This is a genomic window from Paraoerskovia sediminicola (assembly GCF_030296575.1).
Classification (GTDB): Bacteria; Actinomycetota; Actinomycetes; order Actinomycetales; family Cellulomonadaceae; genus Paraoerskovia; species Paraoerskovia sediminicola.
The window spans coordinates 2701455-2717869 of sequence record NZ_AP027729.1; the positions used below are offsets into that span (position 1 = coordinate 2701455).

General features: G+C 71.6%; 13 protein-coding genes and 3 pseudogenes. 6 read left to right on the forward strand and 10 right to left on the reverse strand.

The features are described 5' to 3' along the window. The first annotated feature begins 146 nt into the window (after nt 1-146). The gene (locus QUE47_RS12495) at nt 147-500 is read left to right on the forward strand and encodes an STAS domain-containing protein (RefSeq protein WP_286217557.1); all 354 of its coding nucleotides are present in this window, start codon (nt 147-149) and stop codon (nt 498-500) included. 3 nt (nt 501-503) lie between these two features. Here the strand turns inward: QUE47_RS12495 and ppgK are convergent, their stop codons facing one another. Together ppgK and map are read right to left on the reverse strand one after the other, a co-directional pair. Further along, nucleotides 504-1274: a polyphosphate--glucose phosphotransferase gene (gene ppgK, locus QUE47_RS12500; protein WP_286217558.1), complete on the reverse strand. Its 771-nt coding sequence runs from the start codon at nt 1272-1274 to the stop codon at nt 504-506. Beyond that, a complete protein-coding gene (map, locus tag QUE47_RS12505; RefSeq protein ID WP_286217559.1) occupies nt 1271-2128 on the reverse strand; it encodes a type I methionyl aminopeptidase in 858 nt (285 codons plus the stop codon). Before map ends, ppgK begins: the two co-directional genes overlap by 4 nt. Before the next feature lie 149 nt (nt 2129-2277). Here map and QUE47_RS12510 point away from each other — a divergent pair, with 149 nt between their 5' ends. Continuing rightward, nucleotides 2278-2460, forward strand: coding sequence for an SPOR domain-containing protein (locus QUE47_RS12510; protein ID WP_286217560.1), 183 nt, complete (start codon nt 2278-2280; stop codon nt 2458-2460). Nucleotides 2461-2490: 30 nt separating this feature from the next. Here QUE47_RS12510 and panB read toward each other — a convergent pair whose 3' ends face one another. The 4 genes and pseudogenes from panB to QUE47_RS12530 all read right to left on the reverse strand — a co-directional run. Beyond that, nucleotides 2491-3231: a 3-methyl-2-oxobutanoate hydroxymethyltransferase gene (gene panB, locus QUE47_RS12515; RefSeq protein WP_286217561.1), complete on the reverse strand. Its 741-nt coding sequence runs from the start codon at nt 3229-3231 to the stop codon at nt 2491-2493. Between the two features lie 209 nt (nt 3232-3440). Further along, nucleotides 3441-4277, reverse strand: a complete 837-nt coding sequence (gene nadE, locus QUE47_RS12520) for an NAD(+) synthase (protein WP_286217562.1) — start codon at nt 4275-4277, stop codon at nt 3441-3443. Between the two features lie 107 nt (nt 4278-4384). Then, nucleotides 4385-4450 (reverse strand): annotated as a pseudogene (locus tag QUE47_RS12525) (hypothetical protein); the annotation flags it as partial. 128 nt (nt 4451-4578) lie between these two features. Further along, nucleotides 4579-5352, reverse strand: a pseudogene (locus QUE47_RS12530) (nitrilase-related carbon-nitrogen hydrolase); the annotation flags it as partial. Between QUE47_RS12530 and QUE47_RS12535 the strand changes: the two are divergent. The 3 genes and pseudogenes from QUE47_RS12535 to QUE47_RS12545 all read left to right on the forward strand — a co-directional run bounded on the left by QUE47_RS12535 (nt 5294) and on the right by QUE47_RS12545 (nt 11026). Beyond that, the gene (locus QUE47_RS12535; protein WP_286217563.1) at nt 5294-6628 is read left to right on the forward strand and encodes a glutamine synthetase family protein; all 1335 of its coding nucleotides are present in this window, start codon (nt 5294-5296) and stop codon (nt 6626-6628) included. The pseudogene QUE47_RS12530 and the gene QUE47_RS12535 sit on opposite strands and share 59 nt — an antisense overlap. Further along, complete coding sequence (locus QUE47_RS12540; RefSeq protein ID WP_286217564.1) at nt 6625-9729, forward strand: bifunctional [glutamine synthetase] adenylyltransferase/[glutamine synthetase]-adenylyl-L-tyrosine phosphorylase; 3105 nt, start codon at nt 6625-6627, stop codon at nt 9727-9729. Before QUE47_RS12535 ends, QUE47_RS12540 begins: the two co-directional genes overlap by 4 nt. Before the next feature lie 107 nt (nt 9730-9836). Beyond that, nucleotides 9837-11026: pseudogene (locus tag QUE47_RS12545) on the forward strand (N(5)-(carboxyethyl)ornithine synthase). 123 nt (nt 11027-11149) lie between these two features. Here QUE47_RS12545 and glnA read toward each other — a convergent pair. After that, nucleotides 11150-12574, reverse strand: a complete 1425-nt coding sequence (gene glnA / locus QUE47_RS12550) for a type I glutamate--ammonia ligase (protein WP_286217565.1) — start codon at nt 12572-12574, stop codon at nt 11150-11152. Nucleotides 12575-12780: 206 nt separating this feature from the next. On the opposite strand from glnA, the gene QUE47_RS12555 reads away from it, so the two are divergent. Then, complete coding sequence (locus tag QUE47_RS12555; protein ID WP_286217566.1) at nt 12781-13293, forward strand: RDD family protein; 513 nt, start codon at nt 12781-12783, stop codon at nt 13291-13293. A 12-nt stretch (nt 13294-13305) separates the two neighbouring features. Here the strand turns inward: QUE47_RS12555 and QUE47_RS12560 are convergent, their stop codons facing one another. The 3 genes from QUE47_RS12560 to QUE47_RS12570 are packed head-to-tail and all read right to left on the reverse strand — an operon-like array spanning nt 13306 to nt 16334. Further along, nucleotides 13306-14037: a DUF4191 domain-containing protein gene (locus QUE47_RS12560; RefSeq protein WP_286217567.1), complete on the reverse strand. Its 732-nt coding sequence runs from the start codon at nt 14035-14037 to the stop codon at nt 13306-13308. 44 nt (nt 14038-14081) lie between these two features. Continuing rightward, nucleotides 14082-15089, reverse strand: coding sequence for a lipoyl synthase (gene lipA, locus QUE47_RS12565; protein ID WP_286217568.1), 1008 nt, complete (start codon nt 15087-15089; stop codon nt 14082-14084). Between the two features lie 54 nt (nt 15090-15143). Beyond that, nucleotides 15144-16334 carry an MFS transporter gene (locus tag QUE47_RS12570; protein ID WP_286217569.1) on the reverse strand — a complete coding sequence of 397 codons (1191 nt, stop codon included), beginning with the start codon at nt 16332-16334 and terminating at the stop codon, nt 15144-15146. Between the last annotated feature and the right edge of the window lie 81 nt (nt 16335-16415).

The window sequence follows — 16415 nt, forward strand, 5'->3', positions numbered from 1 at the left end:
GTGCGCGCCGGGAGCAGTTGAACGGTGAACGACCTTCACGGATCGATCATGCGCAGTGACAGTTCGGGTCAAGAAGTTGTCGCTATGGTGTTCGTTCTGTCCGATTCTCGGGGTATGTTGCCAGCGTCGGTACGACGGGGAGAGCCATGACGACGGACACGACCGCGGAACACGCCGCGACCACGCTCGCCGGGATCGAGCTCCTGGACCTGGGGCAGGTCCGCCGCGTGCGCCTCTGGGGCGAGGTCGACGGTGCGCTCCGGCTCCAGGCGAGCCAGGTGCTGGCATCCCTCGTGACCCGGCACGAGCCGGTCGAGATCGACGCCTCCGAAGTCACGTTCATGGACTCGACAGGGATCGCCTTCATGCTGCAGATCTCGTCCCTCGGCCGCGACGAGGAGTTTCCCGTGACGCTGCTGGCCGCGCCCGCGGTCGTCACGGACGTGCTGGCGATGATCGGGGCGAGCGACCTGTTCGGCACGCCCGCCCCGACCACCTGACGGTCAGTCGTTCGCCGCGGTCCAGGCCGCCCCGACGATCCCCGCCGCGTTGCGTAGCTTCGCGGGCACGACCTCGGCCTTGAGGTCCAGCAGCGGCAGGAAGTCCTCGTGGTGCTTGCTGACGCCGCCGCCGATGACGATGAGGTCGGGCGAGAACAGGAACTCGACGGTCGAGAAGTACTTCTGCAGCCGCTCCGCCCACTGCTCCCAGTCGAGGTCCTCGTCGCCGCGCACGCGCTCCGACGCCCGGCTCTCCGCGTCGTGGCCGTCGATCTCCAGGTGGCCGAGCTCCGTGTTCGGCAGCAGGTGCCCGTCGACGAACAGAGCCGAACCGATGCCGGTGCCGAGCGTCGCGAGCAGCACCACGCCCTCCGACTTCTTCGCGGCGCCGTACACGAGCTCGCCCACGCCCGCCGCGTCCGCGTCGTTGATCGCCGCGGCGTGGCGCCCGGTGGCCTCCTCGACGAGCTCGGGCAGGTTCACGCCGGCCCACGACTTGTCGAGGTTCGCGATCGAGGTGATGACACCGTGGTGGATCGGACCGGGGAACGCGATGCCGATCGGAGTCTTCTTCGGCAGGTCGTAGGCGTCGACCAGCTCGGCGATCACCCCGGCGACGGCGTCGGGGGTCGAGGGCTGCGGGGTCGGGATCCGCTTGCGCTTCTCCGCGAACTCGCCCTTGACCAGGTCGACGGGCGCGCCCTTGATGCCGCTGCCGCCGATGTCGATCCCGAACCCGAGATCCTGCTTCGACTTCTTCGAGTGCTTGCTCATGGTTGGGTCAGAACCTCCGCGCCGTCGTTGGTGACTACCAGGGTGTGCTCGAACTGCGCCGTGCGCGACCGGTCGGCCGTGACGACCGTCCAGCCGTCGTCCCACGTCTCCCACTCGGCGGAGCCGAGCGTCAGCATGGGTTCGATGGTGAAGACCATGCCCTCCTCGATCACGGTCGAGTGGAGAGGGGCCGAGTCGTAGTGGGGGATCACGAGCCCGGAGTGGAACGCCTCACCGACCCCGTGGCCGGTGTACTCGCGGACGACCCCGTACCCGAAGCGGGCGGCGTAGCGCTCGATCACCCGACCGATGACGTTGACCTCACGCCCTGGTCGGACGGCGCGGATCGCCCTGTCGAGGGCGGCCTGCGTCCGCTCGACGAGCAGCCGGGAGTCCTCGTCGACGTCCCCGGCGAGAAACGTCGCGTTGTTGTCCCCGTGGACGCCGTCGACGAACGCGGTGATGTCGATGTTGACGATGTCCCCGTCCTCGACGACCGTCGAGTCCGGGATCCCGTGGCAGACGACCTCGTTGAGCGACGCGCACAGCGACTTCGGGAACCCGCGGTACCCGAGCGTCGACGGGTAGGCGCCGTGGTCGCAGACGAACTCGTGGCCGATCCGGTCGAGCTCGTCCGTGGTGACCCCCGGCACGACGTGTCGACCGACCTCGGCGAGGGCCTGCGCCGCGATGCGCGACGCCGTCCGGATCCGCTCGATCGTCTCCGGCGACTTCACCTCGCTGCCGGTGAACGGGGCGGGTGCGGCGCGGCCCACGTACTCGGGGCGCACGACGGAGCGGGGGACCGCCCTCGTCGGGGACAGCTCGCCGGGGACGAGGGGGGCGCGTGCCATGGGCGTCAGTCTACGGACGGCGCGCGGCGTGTCGCGTCGGCTCACGGGGCGACGGTCGAGCCGGCGCGCGAGTCGGCGTCGGACCCGGTCCGGGGACCGCTCCGGCGCCCCGACCTGTGAGTACGCGCCCGGAGGGGCACGATGTCCTCATGAGCACCGAGTTCTTCTACGACACCCGCACGGGTGAGGTCACCGAGGGTCGCACGACGGGCTGGCGAGGTCGCATGGGTCCGTACGCGACCCGTGAGGAGGCCGAGAACGCCCTGTCGACGGCGAGCGAGCGCACCCAGGAGTGGGACGACGAGCAGGACTACGGCGACAAGGGCGACTGAGCGCGCGGACCGTCGTCCGACGACGGTCCGCTACTGCTCGTAGCTGTGCTCCGGCCCCGGGTACTCGCGCCCCTGGACGGCGGACACGTACGACTGCGCCGCCTGCGACAGCGCCGTCCCGACCTCGCCGAACCGGCGGGCGAACCGCGGCGACCAGTCGCCCATCCCGGCCATGTCGAGCCAGACGAGCACCTGCCCGTCGCACTCGATGCCGGCACCGATGCCGATGGTCGGGATGCGCAGGATCTCGGTGACCCTGGCCGCGACGGGCGCCGGGATCATCTCGAGGACGACCGCGACGGCGCCTGCCTCCTGCAGGGCCAGCGCGTCCTCCGCGAGCCGCTCCGCGGCGTCGTCGCCCCGGCCCTGGATGCGCTTGCCGCCGAGCATGTTCTCCGACTGCGGCGTGAAGCCGAGGTGCCCGAACACCGGGATGCCCGCGCCCGTCATGAGCGCGACGTGGGGCGCGACCCGCGCGCCGCCCTCGATCTTCACGGCGTGCGCGCCGCCCTCCTTGAACATGCGGACCGCCGTGGCGTGCGCCTGCTCGGGTGACGCCTCGTAGGAGCCGAACGGGAGGTCCGCGATGACGAGCGCCCTGCGGACGCGCCGCGTGACGGCGCGGACCGCGGGGATGAGCTCGTCGACGGTCACGGGGATCGTGTTCTCGTGACCGAGCATGTTGTCGCCGATCGAGTCGCCGACCAGCAGCATGTCGACGCCCGACTCGTCGAAGATCCGTGCGGTCATCGCGTCGTACGCGGTGAGCATCGTCAGCTTCTCGCCGCGTTCCTTCGCGCCGGCGAGGTGCTGGACGCGGAAGCGGCGGGGGTAGGCGCGGTGGCCGCCGCGGGTGCGGCTGCAGCCGACGTGCTGCCCGGCTCTGCGGGGAGGTGCTCTGGCTCACGAGGTTCCTCGAATCCGGTGCTGTGTGCGTGGGGTCTGGTCTGTGCGGGAGGCCCGGGGGCGCCGGCCGGTCCTCAGGAGTTCTCGCGCCAGCGCGAGGTGATGGGCAGACGGCGGTCCCGCCCGAAGGCCAGCGCCGTCACCTTGGGCCCGAGCGGATACTGGCGACGCTTCCACTCCGCGCGGTCGACGAGGCTCAGCACCTTGTCGACGACCGCCTCGTCGTAGCCGCGGGCCAGGAGGTCTGCGCGACCCTCGGCGTGCTCCACGTAGGCGTCCAGCACCTCGTCCAGCAGGTCGTACGGGGGCAGCGAGTCCTGGTCGACCTGCCCCGGCCGCAGCTCGGCGGACGGGGGCTTGGTGATCGACGACTCCGGGATCGGCGGCAGCTCGCCGCGGTCGAGCGCGTGGTTGTTGCGCCAGCGGGCGAGCGCCCACACCCGCGACTTGTCGACGTCCTTGATCGGGGCGTAGCCGCCGACGGCGTCGCCGTAGATCGTGGAGTAGCCGACGGCGAGCTCGGTCTTGTTCCCGGTCGCGAGGACCAGGTGCCCCTCGGAGTTCGACAGCGCCATGAGGATGTTCCCGCGCACCCGGGCCTGGATGTTCTCGGCCGCGATCCCGTCGAGGCCCATCTCGGTCTCGAACGCGTCGACCATCGGCCCGATCTGCTGGACGCGGTAGTCGGCCCCGAGCCGCTTCGCGACGTCGGCCGCGTCGTCCTTCGAGTGGTCGGACGAGTAGCGCGACGGCATCGAGACGCCCACGACGTTGGTGCCGCCGAGCGCGTCCGCGGCAATCGCGGCGACGAGCGCGGAGTCGATCCCTCCCGACAGGCCGAGCGCGACCGACGTGAAGCCGTTCTTGCGCGCGTACCCCGCCAGGCCCGCGACGCAGGCGCGGTAGACCATCTCGTCCGCGTCGAGCGGGGAGCGACCTCGCCGGGCCGCGCGACGCCGTCCGACGCCAGGTCCCAGAGCAGGAGGTGCTCGTCGAAGCGGGGCGAGCGGGCGAGCATGCCCCCGTCGGGGCCCATCACGAACGAACCGCCGTCGAAGACGAGGTCGTCCTGGCCGCCGACCATGTTGACGTAGGCGACGGGCGCGTCGACCTGGGCGGCGCGGCGCGCGACGAGGTCGGTGCGGGAGCCTCCTTGCCCTCCTCGTACGGGGAACCGTTGAGGACGAGCAGCAGGTCGCACCCGAGGTCCGCGACGGCCGCGACCGGGCCGTCCTGCCAGATGTCCTCGCACACCAGCAACCCGATCGTGCGGCCGCCGACCTCCACGGTCCGCGGCTCGGAGCCCGGCTCGAAGATGCGGAACTCGTCGAAGACGCCGTAGTTCGGCAGGTGCTGCTTGTCGTAGGAGGCGACCACCGCGCCGTCCGCGATGACGACCGCGCGGTTCGTCGGCAGCCCGTGGTCCTCCCCGACGAGGGCGCGCCCCTCGCCCGCAGAGCCGACCGTCCCCAGGACGACCGTCAGACCGCCGAGACCCTCCTGCGCGAGCCGGGAAGCGACGTCCGCCGCTGCGTCCCACGCGGCACGCCGGAACGAACCGCGCAGCGCGAGGTCCTCGATCGGGTAACCCGTGAGGGTCATCTCGGGGAACGCGACGAGGTCCGCGCCGGCCTCGGCGGCGCGGCGCGACCAGGCGAGGACGGCGTCCGCGTTGCCCTCGAGGTCGCCGACGCACGTGTCGATCTGGGCGAGTGCGATGCGCAGGTCAGCCATGTTCGCCAGCCTACCGGCGCGCCCGGCGCGCCGATCCCCGCCCGATCCCGGCCCGATCCCGGCCCGATCCCGGCCCGATCCCGGCCCGCGCGCGGCCGGATCCCGGCGCTGTCGTCCCGCCCGCGACTCGCCCGTCACGGCGCATCGTGATCGCCTGTCGTCACGCGGTGCCGTGATCGGGCAGGATGGGGCCATGGACAGGCAGCAGGAGTTCGTCCTGAGGACGGTCGAGGAGCGCGACATCCGCTTCATCCGGCTCTGGTTCACCGATGTTCTCGGTGTGCTGAAGTCGGTCGCCGTGGCGCCCGCGGAGCTCGAGTCGGCGTTCACCGAGGGCATCGGGTTCGACGGGAGCTCGATCGAAGGGCTCGCGCGCGTCTACGAGTCCGACATGATCGCCAAGCCGGACCCGACGACGTTCCAGATCCTCCCGTGGCGGGGTGAGACCCACGGGACGGCACGGATGTTCTGCGACATCCTCACGCCGGACGGCGAGCCGTCGCTCGCCGACACCCGCAACGTCCTCAAGCGGACGCTCGCCCGCGCCAGCGACATGGGCTTCACCTTCTACACGCACCCCGAGGTCGAGTTCTACCTCTTCGAGTCGTTGCGCACCGACGGCCCGCTGCAGCCCGTCGACCAGGCCGGGTACTTCGACCACGTCGCCCGCGGCTCCGCGCACGACTTCCGGCGCGCCGCGATCTCGATGCTCGAGTCCATGGGGATCTCCGTCGAGTTCTCGCACCACGAGGCAGGCCCGGGGCAGAACGAGATCGACCTGCGCTACGCCGACGCGCTGACCACCGCCGACAACCTCATGACGTTCCGCACCGTCGTCAAGGAGGTCGCGCTCGAGCAGGGCGTCTTCGCCTCGTTCATGCCCAAGCCGCTCTCCGACGAGCCCGGCTCCGGGATGCACTCGCACCTGTCCCTCTTCGAGGGCGACAGCAACGCGTTCCACGAGGCCGGCACGCAGTACGAGCTGTCCAAGACGGCCCGGCAGTTCATGGCCGGCCTGCTCCACCACGCCGCCGAGATCACCGCGGTCACGAACCAGTACGTCAACTCGTACAAGCGGCTCTGGGGCGGCGCCGAGGCGCCGAGCTTCGTGTGCTGGGGCCACAACAACCGCTCCGCCCTCGTGCGCGTACCGATGTACAAGCCGGGCAAGGACAACTCGAGCCGCGTCGAGTTCCGCGCGGTCGACTCGGCCGCGAACCCGTACCTCGCGTACGCGGTGCTGCTCGCCGCCGGGCTCTCGGGCATCGAGAACGACATGGAGCTGCCCGACCCGACCGAGGACGTCGTGTGGGACCTCACGCCCTCCGAGCGGCGCGCGCTGGGCATCCGGTCGCTGCCGCAGGACCTCGACGAGGCCATCACGATCATGGAGCAGTCCGAGCTCGTGGCCGAGACCCTCGGCGAGCACGTCTTCGACTACTTCCTCAAGAACAAGAAGCGTGAGTGGGACGAGTACCGCGGCCAGGTCACACCGTTCGAGCTGAAGCGCTTCCTGCCGGTCCTGTGAGCCCGGACGAGGGTCCGGGTCACCACGCGAGCCGTCGGCTCCGTGGGGCCACGCTCGCGACGCGCCTCTCGCAGGCGGGGTTCCAGGACGCCCGCCGCGCGGAGTCACTGCTCGGGGACGCGGCGCTCGCGCCGTTCCTCCCCGGGGGCGCCGACGACCTGGGCGACCTCGTCGTCGCCCTGGGCTGGACCCCGGCCCCCGACCTCGCCGCGCTCCAGCTCGTGCGCCTCGCGGAGTCCGTCGGCACGCCGGACGGCGAGCTCGGGTCGCTCCTGCACAGGCTCCTCGAGGCGCCGGACGCCGCAGCGCGGGTCGGGCAGGACCGGCTCCTCGCCGTCCTGGGTTCCTCGGTCGCGCTCGGTGACGAGACGATCGGCCACCCCACCCACCTGACGATCCTCGCGGACCCGACGAGCGGGACCGGCGTCGCCGCCGCGAAGATCCGGGCCGAGCTGCTCGAAGCGGTGGGTGCCGACCCCGACGCCGACGTGCCGGTCGCGACGTCGACCGACGGGGACGCGATCGACGCCGTGCGCCGCGCGTACCGCCGGGTCCTGCTGCGGATCGCGGCGACCGACCTCACGTCGGGCGAGCCGCTGACGCAGCTGCCGGGCGTGGGCGCCGCGCTCGCCGATCTCGCGGGGGCGGCGCTCGAGGCGGCGCTGGCCGTGGCTCGCGCCGAGACCGAGGGCCACGAGGCGGCCCGGATCGCCGTGATCGGGATGGGCAAGACCGGTGGCCGCGAGCTGAACTACGTGTCCGACGTCGACGTCATCTACGTCGTCGAGCCCGCCGAGGGGCACGCCGAGGACGCGGCCATCGCGGTGGGCACGAAGCTTGCGACGCGACTGGCGTTCGTGTGCTCGGGGACCGCCGTCGAGCCGCCGCTGTGGCCGGTGGACGCGGCGCTGCGACCCGAGGGCAAGCAGGGCCCGCTCGTCCGGACGCTGGCGAGCCACGTCGCGTACTACGAACGCTGGGCCAAGACGTGGGAGTTCCAGGCGCTGCTCAAGGCGCGCTGCGTCGCGGGCGACCGGCAGCTGGGGCAGGCGTACCGCGACGCCGTCGACCCGTTCGTCTGGCAGGCCGTCACCCGCGAGAACTTCGTCGAGGACGCCCAGGCGATGCGGCGCAGGGTCGAGCAGCACGTGCCCGCGGCCGAGGCCGACCGGCAGATCAAGCTCGGCAAGGGCGGGCTGCGCGACGTCGAGTTCACCGTCCAGCTGCTGCAGCTCGTCCACGGCCGGGCCGACGCGTTCATCCGCAGCGCCAACACGCTGACCGCGATCTCCGACCTGTCCGCGGGCGGGTACGTCGGGCGTGACAGCGCGGCCCGGATGTCGGTCTGCTACCGGTTCCTGCGCGCGCTCGAGCACCGCATCCAGCTGTCCAAGATGCGCCGGACGCACCTGATGCCGACGTCCCAGGACGAGCAGCGCGCGCTCGCCCGGTCGCTGGGCATGCGGGTCGACGGCGCCGCGGGCCTGCAGGACCGCTGGAAGGCGACCCGGCGCGAGGTCCGGACCCTCCACGAGGAGCTCTTCTACCGCCCGCTCCTGCCGGCCACGGCGCAGCTGTCGGTCGAGGAGGTCGCGCTCGCCCCGGAGGCGATCAAGGCGCGGTTCGCCGCGATCGGCTACCGCGACCCGGCCGGCGCCATGCGGCACGTCGAGGCGCTGACCGAGGGCGTGAGCCGGCGGGCCGCGATCCAGCGCCAGCTGCTGCCCGTGCTGCTCGGGTGGTTCGCCGAGGGCGCGGACCCGGACGCCGGGCTGCTCGCGTTCCGCAAGCTCTCCGACGACCTCGGCACCACTCCCTGGTACCTCAAGCTGCTGCGCGACTCCGGCGTCGCGGCGGAGCGGCTCGCGCACCTGCTCGCGAACTCCCGGTACGTGGCCGAGGCCATCTCCCGGACGCCGGACGCGGTGCGCTGGCTCGCGGACGACGCGCTGCTCGAGCCGCGCGGTCCCGACCGCCTCGCCGGGGAGATCGACGCCGTCCTCAAGCGGGCCGACGACTCGGAGCCCGCTACCGACCGGCTCCGGGGGATCCGGCGACGCGAGCTCGGGCGGACGGCGGCGGCGCAGCTGCTCCAGGAGCTCGACCCGGTCGCCGCGGCCCGCGCCGTCTCGGACGCCGCCGACATGGTGCTGGTCGGCGGGCTGCGGATCGCGGAGCACGTCGTCAAGGTCGAGCGCGGGCTCGACCCCGCCGAGCCGGGACCCACGACGATGCTCGTCGTCGCGATGGGGCGGCTCGGGGGCCGCGAGATGGGCTACGGCTCCGACGCGGACGTGCTGTTCGTCCACGAACCCGCCGACGGGGCCGACGAGTCGGACGCGCAGAAGTACGCCGTCGCGGTGGCGAGCCGGCTGACCAAGCTGCTGGGCGCCGTCGGCAAGGAGCCGACCCTGCCCGTCGACGCGGACCTGCGACCCGAGGGCCGCAACGGGCCGCTCGCCAGGTCCCTCGCCGGGTACACCGAGTACTACGGGCGGTGGTCGAGCACCTGGGAGTCCCAGGCGCTGCTGCGCGCGCGGCCCGTCGCCGGGGACATGGCCGGCCTCGGGGAGCGGTTCGAGGCGCTCGTCGAGCCGCTGCGGTACCCCGAGGGTGGCATCGACGCGTCGCGTGTCCGGGAGATCCGGCGGGTCAAGGCGCGGGTCGAGGCCGAGCGGCTGCCGCGCGGGGTCGACCCGTCGCGGCACCTGAAGCTGGGTCGCGGGGGAGTCAGCGACGTCGAGTGGCTCGTCCAGCTGTGGCAGCTCCAGCACGCCCACGAGATCGCGGGTCTCCGCACGACCTCGACGACGGACGCGCTCGCGGCCGCGCACACCGCCGGGCTCGTCGGCGCCGAGGACGCCGAGACGCTGAGCGAGTCGTGGGTGCTCGCGTCGCAGCTCCGCAGCGCCGTCGTGCTGTCGTCCGGTCGCACCACGGGGCGCTCCGTCGACATCCTGCCGCACGACCGCCGCGAGCTCACGGGGCTCGCACGGATCCTCGGCATCGACGGCAACGGGGCGGACCTGGAGGAGCTCTACCTGCGCACCGCGCGGCGCGGACGTCACGTCATGGAGACGCTCTTCTACGGCGAGCAGTAGACGGCGGCGACGCGAGCCTCAGACCCGGGGGTGGCGTTCGCGGCCGGGCCGTGCGCGTACGATCGCGATGGGTCCCATCTCGGGTCCCGTCTCTCAGAGGATCAGACATGGGCGCCACGTCGCCGGTTCGCAGCACGTCCGCAGCATCCGGTGGATCCTCGCTCCTGAGCCTGGGTGTGATCGGCTCGTCGGCCAAGGAGAACGAGTTCCGGCTGCCGCTGCACCCGGACCACCTTCCCGGTCTCGACGAGGACATTCGTACGCGCATCACCCTCGAGCACGGGTACGGCGCGCGTTTCGGGGTGGCGGACGACGTGCTCGCCGAGCACGTCGCGGGCTTCGCCTCACGCGAACAGCTGCTCGCCGAGTCCGACGTGGTCCTGCTGCCGAAACCGCAGCACGCTGACGTCCGGGCGCTCGGCGAGGGCACGACGCTCTGGGGGTGGCCCCACTGCGTGCAGGACCCCGACCTCACGCAGATCGCCATCGACCGGCGGCTGACCCTGATCGCCTTCGAGACCATGAACCACTGGACGCGCGACGGCATGGTCGGGCTGCACGTCTTCCACAAGAACAACGAGCTCGCCGGCTACTGCTCGGTGCTCCAGGCCCTGGAGCTCGCCGGGCTGACGGGCGACTACGGTCGCCGGCTCAGCGCGGTGGTGATCGGCTTCGGGGCGACCGCGCGGGGGCCGTGACCGCGCTCAACGCCCACGGGGTGCACGAGGTCGCCGTGCTGACGAACCGGAGCGTCGCAGCGGTCGGGTCACCGATCCACTCGGTCCGGATCCGGCAGTTCGACCACGAGCCCGACGGGGAGCACCTCAGCCACGTCATCACCGAGAGGGGCCGCGAACCGCTGGCTGCCTACCTCGCCGAGAACGACATCGTCGTGAACTGCACCTTGCAGGACACGGCGCGGCCGCTCGTCTACCTCCGGACCGAGGACCTGCCCGCGTTCCGGCCGGGCAGCGTCATCGTCGACGTGTCGTGCGACGAGGGCATGGGCTTCGAGTGGGCGCGGCCGACGACGTTCGACGAACCGACCTTCGTGGTGGGCGACAACGTCCTGTACTACGGGGTGGACCACAGCCCGTCCTACCTGTGGAACTCCGCGACCTGGGAGAACAGTGCTGCGCTCATCCCGTTCCTCAGGGCGGTGCTGGAAGGCCCCGCGTCGTGGGACGCCGACGAGGTCCTGAGCCGTGCCATCGAGATCCGGGAGGGTCGCGTCGTCGACCCGGAGATCCTCGCCTTCCAGGGTCGAGCCCCGCAGCCGCCCCACGCTCTGCCCTGAGCGGTCGGCGCGGGTGCGCACGGCAACGAGAACGGCCCCCGGTGCTGCACGGACGTCGCGGGACGTCCGTGCAGGCCAGGGGCCGTTCTCGGCTACTGCTGACTGAGGGTGATACCCCGCAGATCAGATGTCGTAGTAGAGCTCGAACTCGTGGGGGTGCGGGCGCAGACGGATCGGGTCGATCTCGTTGGTGCGCTTGTAGTCGATCCACGTGGAGATGAGGTCCTCGGTGAAGACGTCACCCTGCGTGAGGAACTCGTGGTCGGCCTCGAGGGAGTCGAGAGCCTCACCCAGCGAGGCGGGCACCTGCTGGATCGCGGCGTGCTCCTCCGGGGGCAGCTCGTAGAGGTCCTTGTCGACCGGCTCCGGCGGCTCGATGCGGTTCTTGATGCCGTCGATGCCGGCGAGCAGCTGCGCGGCGAACGCGAGGTACGGGTTCGACGACGGGTCCGGCACGCGGAACTCGACGCGCTTGGCCTTCGGGTTGTCACCGGTGATCGGGATGCGGATGCAGGCCGAGCGGTTGCGCGCCGAGTAGACGAGGTTGACCGGGGCCTCGTAGCCCGGGACGAGGCGGTGGTAGGAGTTCACCGACGGGTTCGTGAACGCGAGCAGCGACGGCGCGTGCTTGAGCAGGCCACCGATGTACCAGCGGGCGAGGTCGGAGAGACCGCCGTAGCCCTTCTCGTCGTAGAACAGCGGCTCGCCGTCCTTCCAGAGCGACTGGTGCGAGTGCATGCCCGAGCCGTTGTCGCCGAAGATCGGCTTCGGCATGAAGGTGACCGACTTGTCGGCCTCCCACGCGGTGTTCTTGATGACGTACTTGAACTTCATCAGGTCGTCGGCCGCGTGCGTCAGCGTGTTGAAGCGGTAGTTGATCTCCTGCTGGCCGGCGGTGCCCACCTCGTGGTGCGCGCGCTCGACGTCCAGGCCGACCTGGCCGAGGACGGCGCACATCTCGTCGCGCAGGTCGGCGAAGTGGTCGCTGGGGGAGACGGGGAAGTAGCCGCCCTTGAAGCGGGTCTTGTAGCCCTTGTTGCCACCCTCCTCGACGGCGCCCGTGTTCCAGGCGGCCTCGACGGAGTCGATGGAGTAGAAGGACTCGTTCTGCGACGTCTTGAAGCGCACGTCGTCGAAGACGTAGAACTCGGCCTCGGGAGCGAAGAACGCGGTGTCGGCGATGCCGGTCGACTTGAGGTAGGCCTCGGCCTTCATCGCGATGTTGCGCGGGTCGCGGGAGTACGCCTCGTCCGTGAACGGGTCGACGATCGAGAAGTTGACCACGAGCGTCTTGCGCTTGCGGTACGGGTCGACGAACGCGGTCGCGACGTCGGGGATGAGCTTCATGTCGGACTCGTGGATCGCCTGGAAGCCGCGGATCGACGAGCCGTCGAACATCATGCCGTCGGTGAAGGCCGACTCCTCGAACTGCGAGATCGGGATGTTGAAGTGCTGCATCACGCCCGGGAGGTCGCAGAACCGTACGTCGACGAACTCGACATCCTCGTTCTTGGTGAAGGCGATTGCCTCTTCGGCAGAGTTGAACATCCACATCTCCTATATCGACGGGTGCCGGTCGTGCGCCGGTCGCGCCCGGTTGACCTGGCCACCTTGAACCTAGGCCGGGGCGGTTTCCCACGCGTGTACCGTTTGTTTCCAGCACGTTACGGCACGGCTCGGCATGTGACATTTGTGTCTCACGAGGGGTGTCGGACGGCGTCCGGTCGCCCCGAGCGTCCCCGTATCCTGGGTCGGTGGCATCCCGCGAAGACCTCGGTTCATGGCTCGAAGGCTCCCCGGCCGGCGGTGGTGAGCACCGCGGGGCACGGCTCGGCCTCCCGGAGTCCGGTCCTGGATCTCTCGCGAGCGTCGGCGCTCGCGTGGTCGCGCTGCTCGTCGACTGGGTGCTCTCGACCCTGGTCGCTTACGCCGTCACGGGAGCCCAGGGCTCTCCGCTGGATGTGAACCCCGCCGTCCAGCTCGGCGTCTTCGCCGTGGTCACCTTCGCCCTCGTCGCGACCCTCGGGACGACCGTGGGGCACCGGCTGCTCGGCATGCAGGTCCGCCGGCTCGACGCCCGTCGCGGCAGCGGGAGCGGCAACAGCAGCGAAGCCGGTGCCGGCGCCCGGAGCAGCGCGGTCGGTGCGGTGGCGGCAGCGGTGCGGACCGTGCTGCTGTGCCTCGTGATCCCGGCCGTCGTGTGGGACTCGGACGGCCGCGGGGTCCACGACCGGGCCGCGGGCACGGTCCTCGTCCGCACCCGCTAGCCGGGTCGTCGGTCAGCGACCGCCGCGCATGCCCTTGCGGTCGGGACGCGCGCGCATCGGGTCGACGCCCTTGGGGATCGGGAGCTTCTTGGCGCCGAGCGCCTTGAGCCGCTTGAGGATCTCGGCGACCTCGGGCTTCGTGAGCGACGGCTTGAGCTTCTGGACCCGGCGGGCCACCTTGGGCAGCGGCACCTGGCCCTCGCCGTTGCCGCACTGGATCACGGTGACGGGGACGTTCGGGAGCACGCGGTTGATGCGGCGCTGCTCCGCGTCGACGAGCTTCTTCACGCGGGTGCTGGGGCCCTCGGTGACGAGGACGATCCCGTGGCGCCCGACGCCGCGGAACACGGCGTCCTTGGTGCGGGGATCGAACTCGACGGGCTCCTCGTCGAACGTCCAGCCGCGACGGATCGTGCCGAGCGCCGAGCGCGCGGCCCCGGGCTGGCCCTCGATGCGGGTGTACGCGGCGCGCTCGGCCCGCCGGGTGAGGACGAACATCGCGCCGAGGAGCGCGAACGGCACGCCGACGACCAGCATGTACACCGGGTGGCCCCAGAGCACACCGATGATCGCCGCGAGGGCGATGATGCCGGCAGCGGTCGCCGCCATGACCCACGTGACGTTCGGGTCCTGCTCACGGGTCATCTTGTAGGCGGCCCACACCTGGTGGTACCAGCGCTGCTTCTTGACCTTCTTCGGCTTCGCGTCGCCGGACGCGGTGGTGTCCTTGTTCTTACGGGCCATGGCTCAGAGTCTAGTCGGGCGCGACGGCGTGTCCGTACGGGTGCTCAGGCGCGCGGGGCGAGCAGGCTCGACGCCTCCTGGCGCGCCGTCATCGGCTCGGTGAGGTGGGCGAGCGCCTCGGGGACCGGGCGGCCCTTGCTGCTCATCGCCTGACCCCACAGACGACCGGCCCGGTAGGAGGAACGGACGAGCGGCCCGGCCATCACGCCGAGGAACCCGATGCGCTCGGCCTCCTCGGAGAGCTCGACGAACTCCTCGGGTCGCACCCAGCGGTCCACCGGGTGGTGGCGCACCGACGGTCGCAGGTACTGCGTGATCGTCAGCAGGTCGCAGCCCGCGTCGTGCAGGTCCTGGAGCGCGGCCTTGACCTCGTCCATCGTCTCGCCCATCCCGAGGATCAGGTTCGACTTGGTCACGAGCCCGGCGTCGCGGGCGCTGGTGAGCACCGACAGCGAGCGCTCGTAGCGGAACGCGGGGCGGATCTGCTTGAAGAGCCGCGGCACGGTCTCGACGTTGTGGGCCATGACCTCGGGCCGCGAGGCGTTGACCTCGTCGAGGAGCTCCGGGATCGCGTTGAAGTCGGGGATCAGCAGCTCGACGCCGGTGCCGGGGTTCATGGCGTGGATCTGCCGGACCGTCTCCGCGTAGAGCCACGCGCCGCCGTCCGCCAGGTCATCGCGCGCGACGCCGGTGACCGTCGAGTACTTGAGGCCCATCTGCTGGACGGACTCCGCGACGCGACGGGGCTCGTCGCGGTCCAGGTCCGCCGGCTTGCCGGTGTCGATCTGGCAGAAGTCGCAGCGGCGCGTGCACTGGCTGCCGCCGATGAGGAACGTCGCCTCGCGGTCTTCCCAGCACTCGAAGATGTTGGGGCACCCGGCCTCCTCGCACACCGTGTGCAGGCCGCCGGACTTCACGAGCCCCTTGAGCTCCGAGTACTCGGGACCCATCGTGGCCTTGGTCTTGATCCACGACGGCTTCTTCTCGATCGGCGTCTCGGAGTTGCGCGCCTCCACGCGCAGCATCCGGCGGCCTTCGGGGGCGATCGTCACGCGGGGACTCCCTGCGGGTGGACGGCGGTGTTCCTCGCCAGACTACGCCAGCACCTACCGGGGGACGGGTTCTGCCCAGGGGTCCCGGTGTGAGGTCGACGACACCCCGGCCACGAGCAGCACCAGGGCAGCGGCGACGGGGACGGCGAAGGCGGGGACCGTGCCGGCGGACTCCGCGAGCGCACCCCCGACCGACGACCCGATCGCGATGCCGACGACCGAGGCGCTGGCGAGGGCCGTCATCGTCGCGCCGCTGCGGGCGACGGGCGCCGCTTCGCCGCCGACGGAGAAGATCGTCACCATGATCGGCCCGACGAAGAGCCCGGTCGCCAGCATCGCGACGACCAGCCCTGCGGTGCCCGCGCCGGCCAGCACCGTGACGAGCATCCCCGACGTGGTGAGCAGGAGCCCCGCCGAGAAGGCGATCCACCGGCTGCGCAGGGTCCAGCGGGCGGGGAGCAGGATCACGCAGAGCGCGGTGACGGCCGAGCTCAGGGCCATCGTCGCGTAGACGACCCCGGCCTGGTCGGGGGAGCCGGCGTCCCGCACGAACGCGGAGACCGCGGTCTGGGTGCCGCCGAACAGCATCCCCATCCCGAGCATCCCCGTCACCGGTGCGGCGACCCGCAGGAGGAGACCCAGGAAACCGTGGCCGTCCGTGCCGGACGGCGTGGCGCGGCTCGGCGACCCGGTCGTCGCGGTCCCGGAGCGGGTCGCGGCGGCGGGTTCGACCGTCCGTGCGGGGCTCGCGGTGGGGTGCAGAGCGAAGGCGAGCCCGAAGACCAGGCTCACGCAGGCCGCGCCCACGAGCGCGACCTGGGGGCTCAGTGCGGCCGAGACGATGCCGACGAGGGCGGGCCCGGCGACGAAGCTGATCTCGTCGGCGGTGCTCTCGTAGCTCATGGACGCCGCTCGCACACGCGGGGCGTCGTCCGTGAGTCCCAGCCACCGGCCGCGCGCGAGCGGGCCGACCTGCGGGGCCAGCGCCCCGGTGAGTGCGCTGAGCGCGACCAGCGCTGCGGTCGGGAGGCCGGCCGTCGCGCCGGCGACGAGCCCGACCAGAGCGAGGGCCTGGACGGGGACCACGACGAGCAGGACGGGGCGCTGACCGAACCGGTCGGCGAGGGATCCCTGCGTGGGTCCGCCGACGGCGGTGCCGATCGCTCCCGCTCCGCTGACGAGGCCCGCGACGGCGAGGGAGCCGGTCGTGTGGCTGACGAGGAGCAACGTCCCGATCGTGAGCATCGAGAACGGGAGGCGCGCGAGCAGCGCGATCGGGAGGAACGCTCGGCCGGCGAGGGAAGGGAGCTCTCGGTAGGCGCGCCA

What these genes read in the sequence shown, in the direction of transcription:
- QUE47_RS12495 (WP_286217557.1), top strand. Translation starts at nt 147, where the DNA reads ATGACGACGGACACGACCGCGGAACACGCCGCGACCACGCTCGCCGGG.
- ppgK (WP_286217558.1), bottom strand. Translation starts at nt 1,274, where the DNA reads ATGAGCAAGCACTCGAAGAAGTCGAAGCAGGATCTCGGGTTCGGGATC.
- map (WP_286217559.1), bottom strand. Translation starts at nt 2,128, where the DNA reads ATGGCACGCGCCCCCCTCGTCCCCGGCGAGCTGTCCCCGACGAGGGCG.
- QUE47_RS12510 (WP_286217560.1), top strand. Translation starts at nt 2,278, where the DNA reads ATGAGCACCGAGTTCTTCTACGACACCCGCACGGGTGAGGTCACCGAG.
- panB (WP_286217561.1), bottom strand. Translation starts at nt 3,231, where the DNA reads ATGCTCACCGCGTACGACGCGATGACCGCACGGATCTTCGACGAGTCG.
- nadE (WP_286217562.1), bottom strand. Translation starts at nt 4,277, where the DNA reads ATGGTCTACCGCGCCTGCGTCGCGGGCCTGGCGGGGTACGCGCGCAAG.
- QUE47_RS12535 (WP_286217563.1), top strand. Translation starts at nt 5,294, where the DNA reads ATGGACAGGCAGCAGGAGTTCGTCCTGAGGACGGTCGAGGAGCGCGAC.
- glnA (WP_286217565.1), bottom strand. Translation starts at nt 12,574, where the DNA reads ATGTTCAACTCTGCCGAAGAGGCAATCGCCTTCACCAAGAACGAGGAT.
- QUE47_RS12560 (WP_286217567.1), bottom strand. Translation starts at nt 14,037, where the DNA reads ATGGCCCGTAAGAACAAGGACACCACCGCGTCCGGCGACGCGAAGCCG.
- QUE47_RS12570 (WP_286217569.1), bottom strand. Translation starts at nt 16,334, where the DNA reads ATGCTCACGATCGGGACGTTGCTCCTCGTCAGCCACACGACCGGCTCC.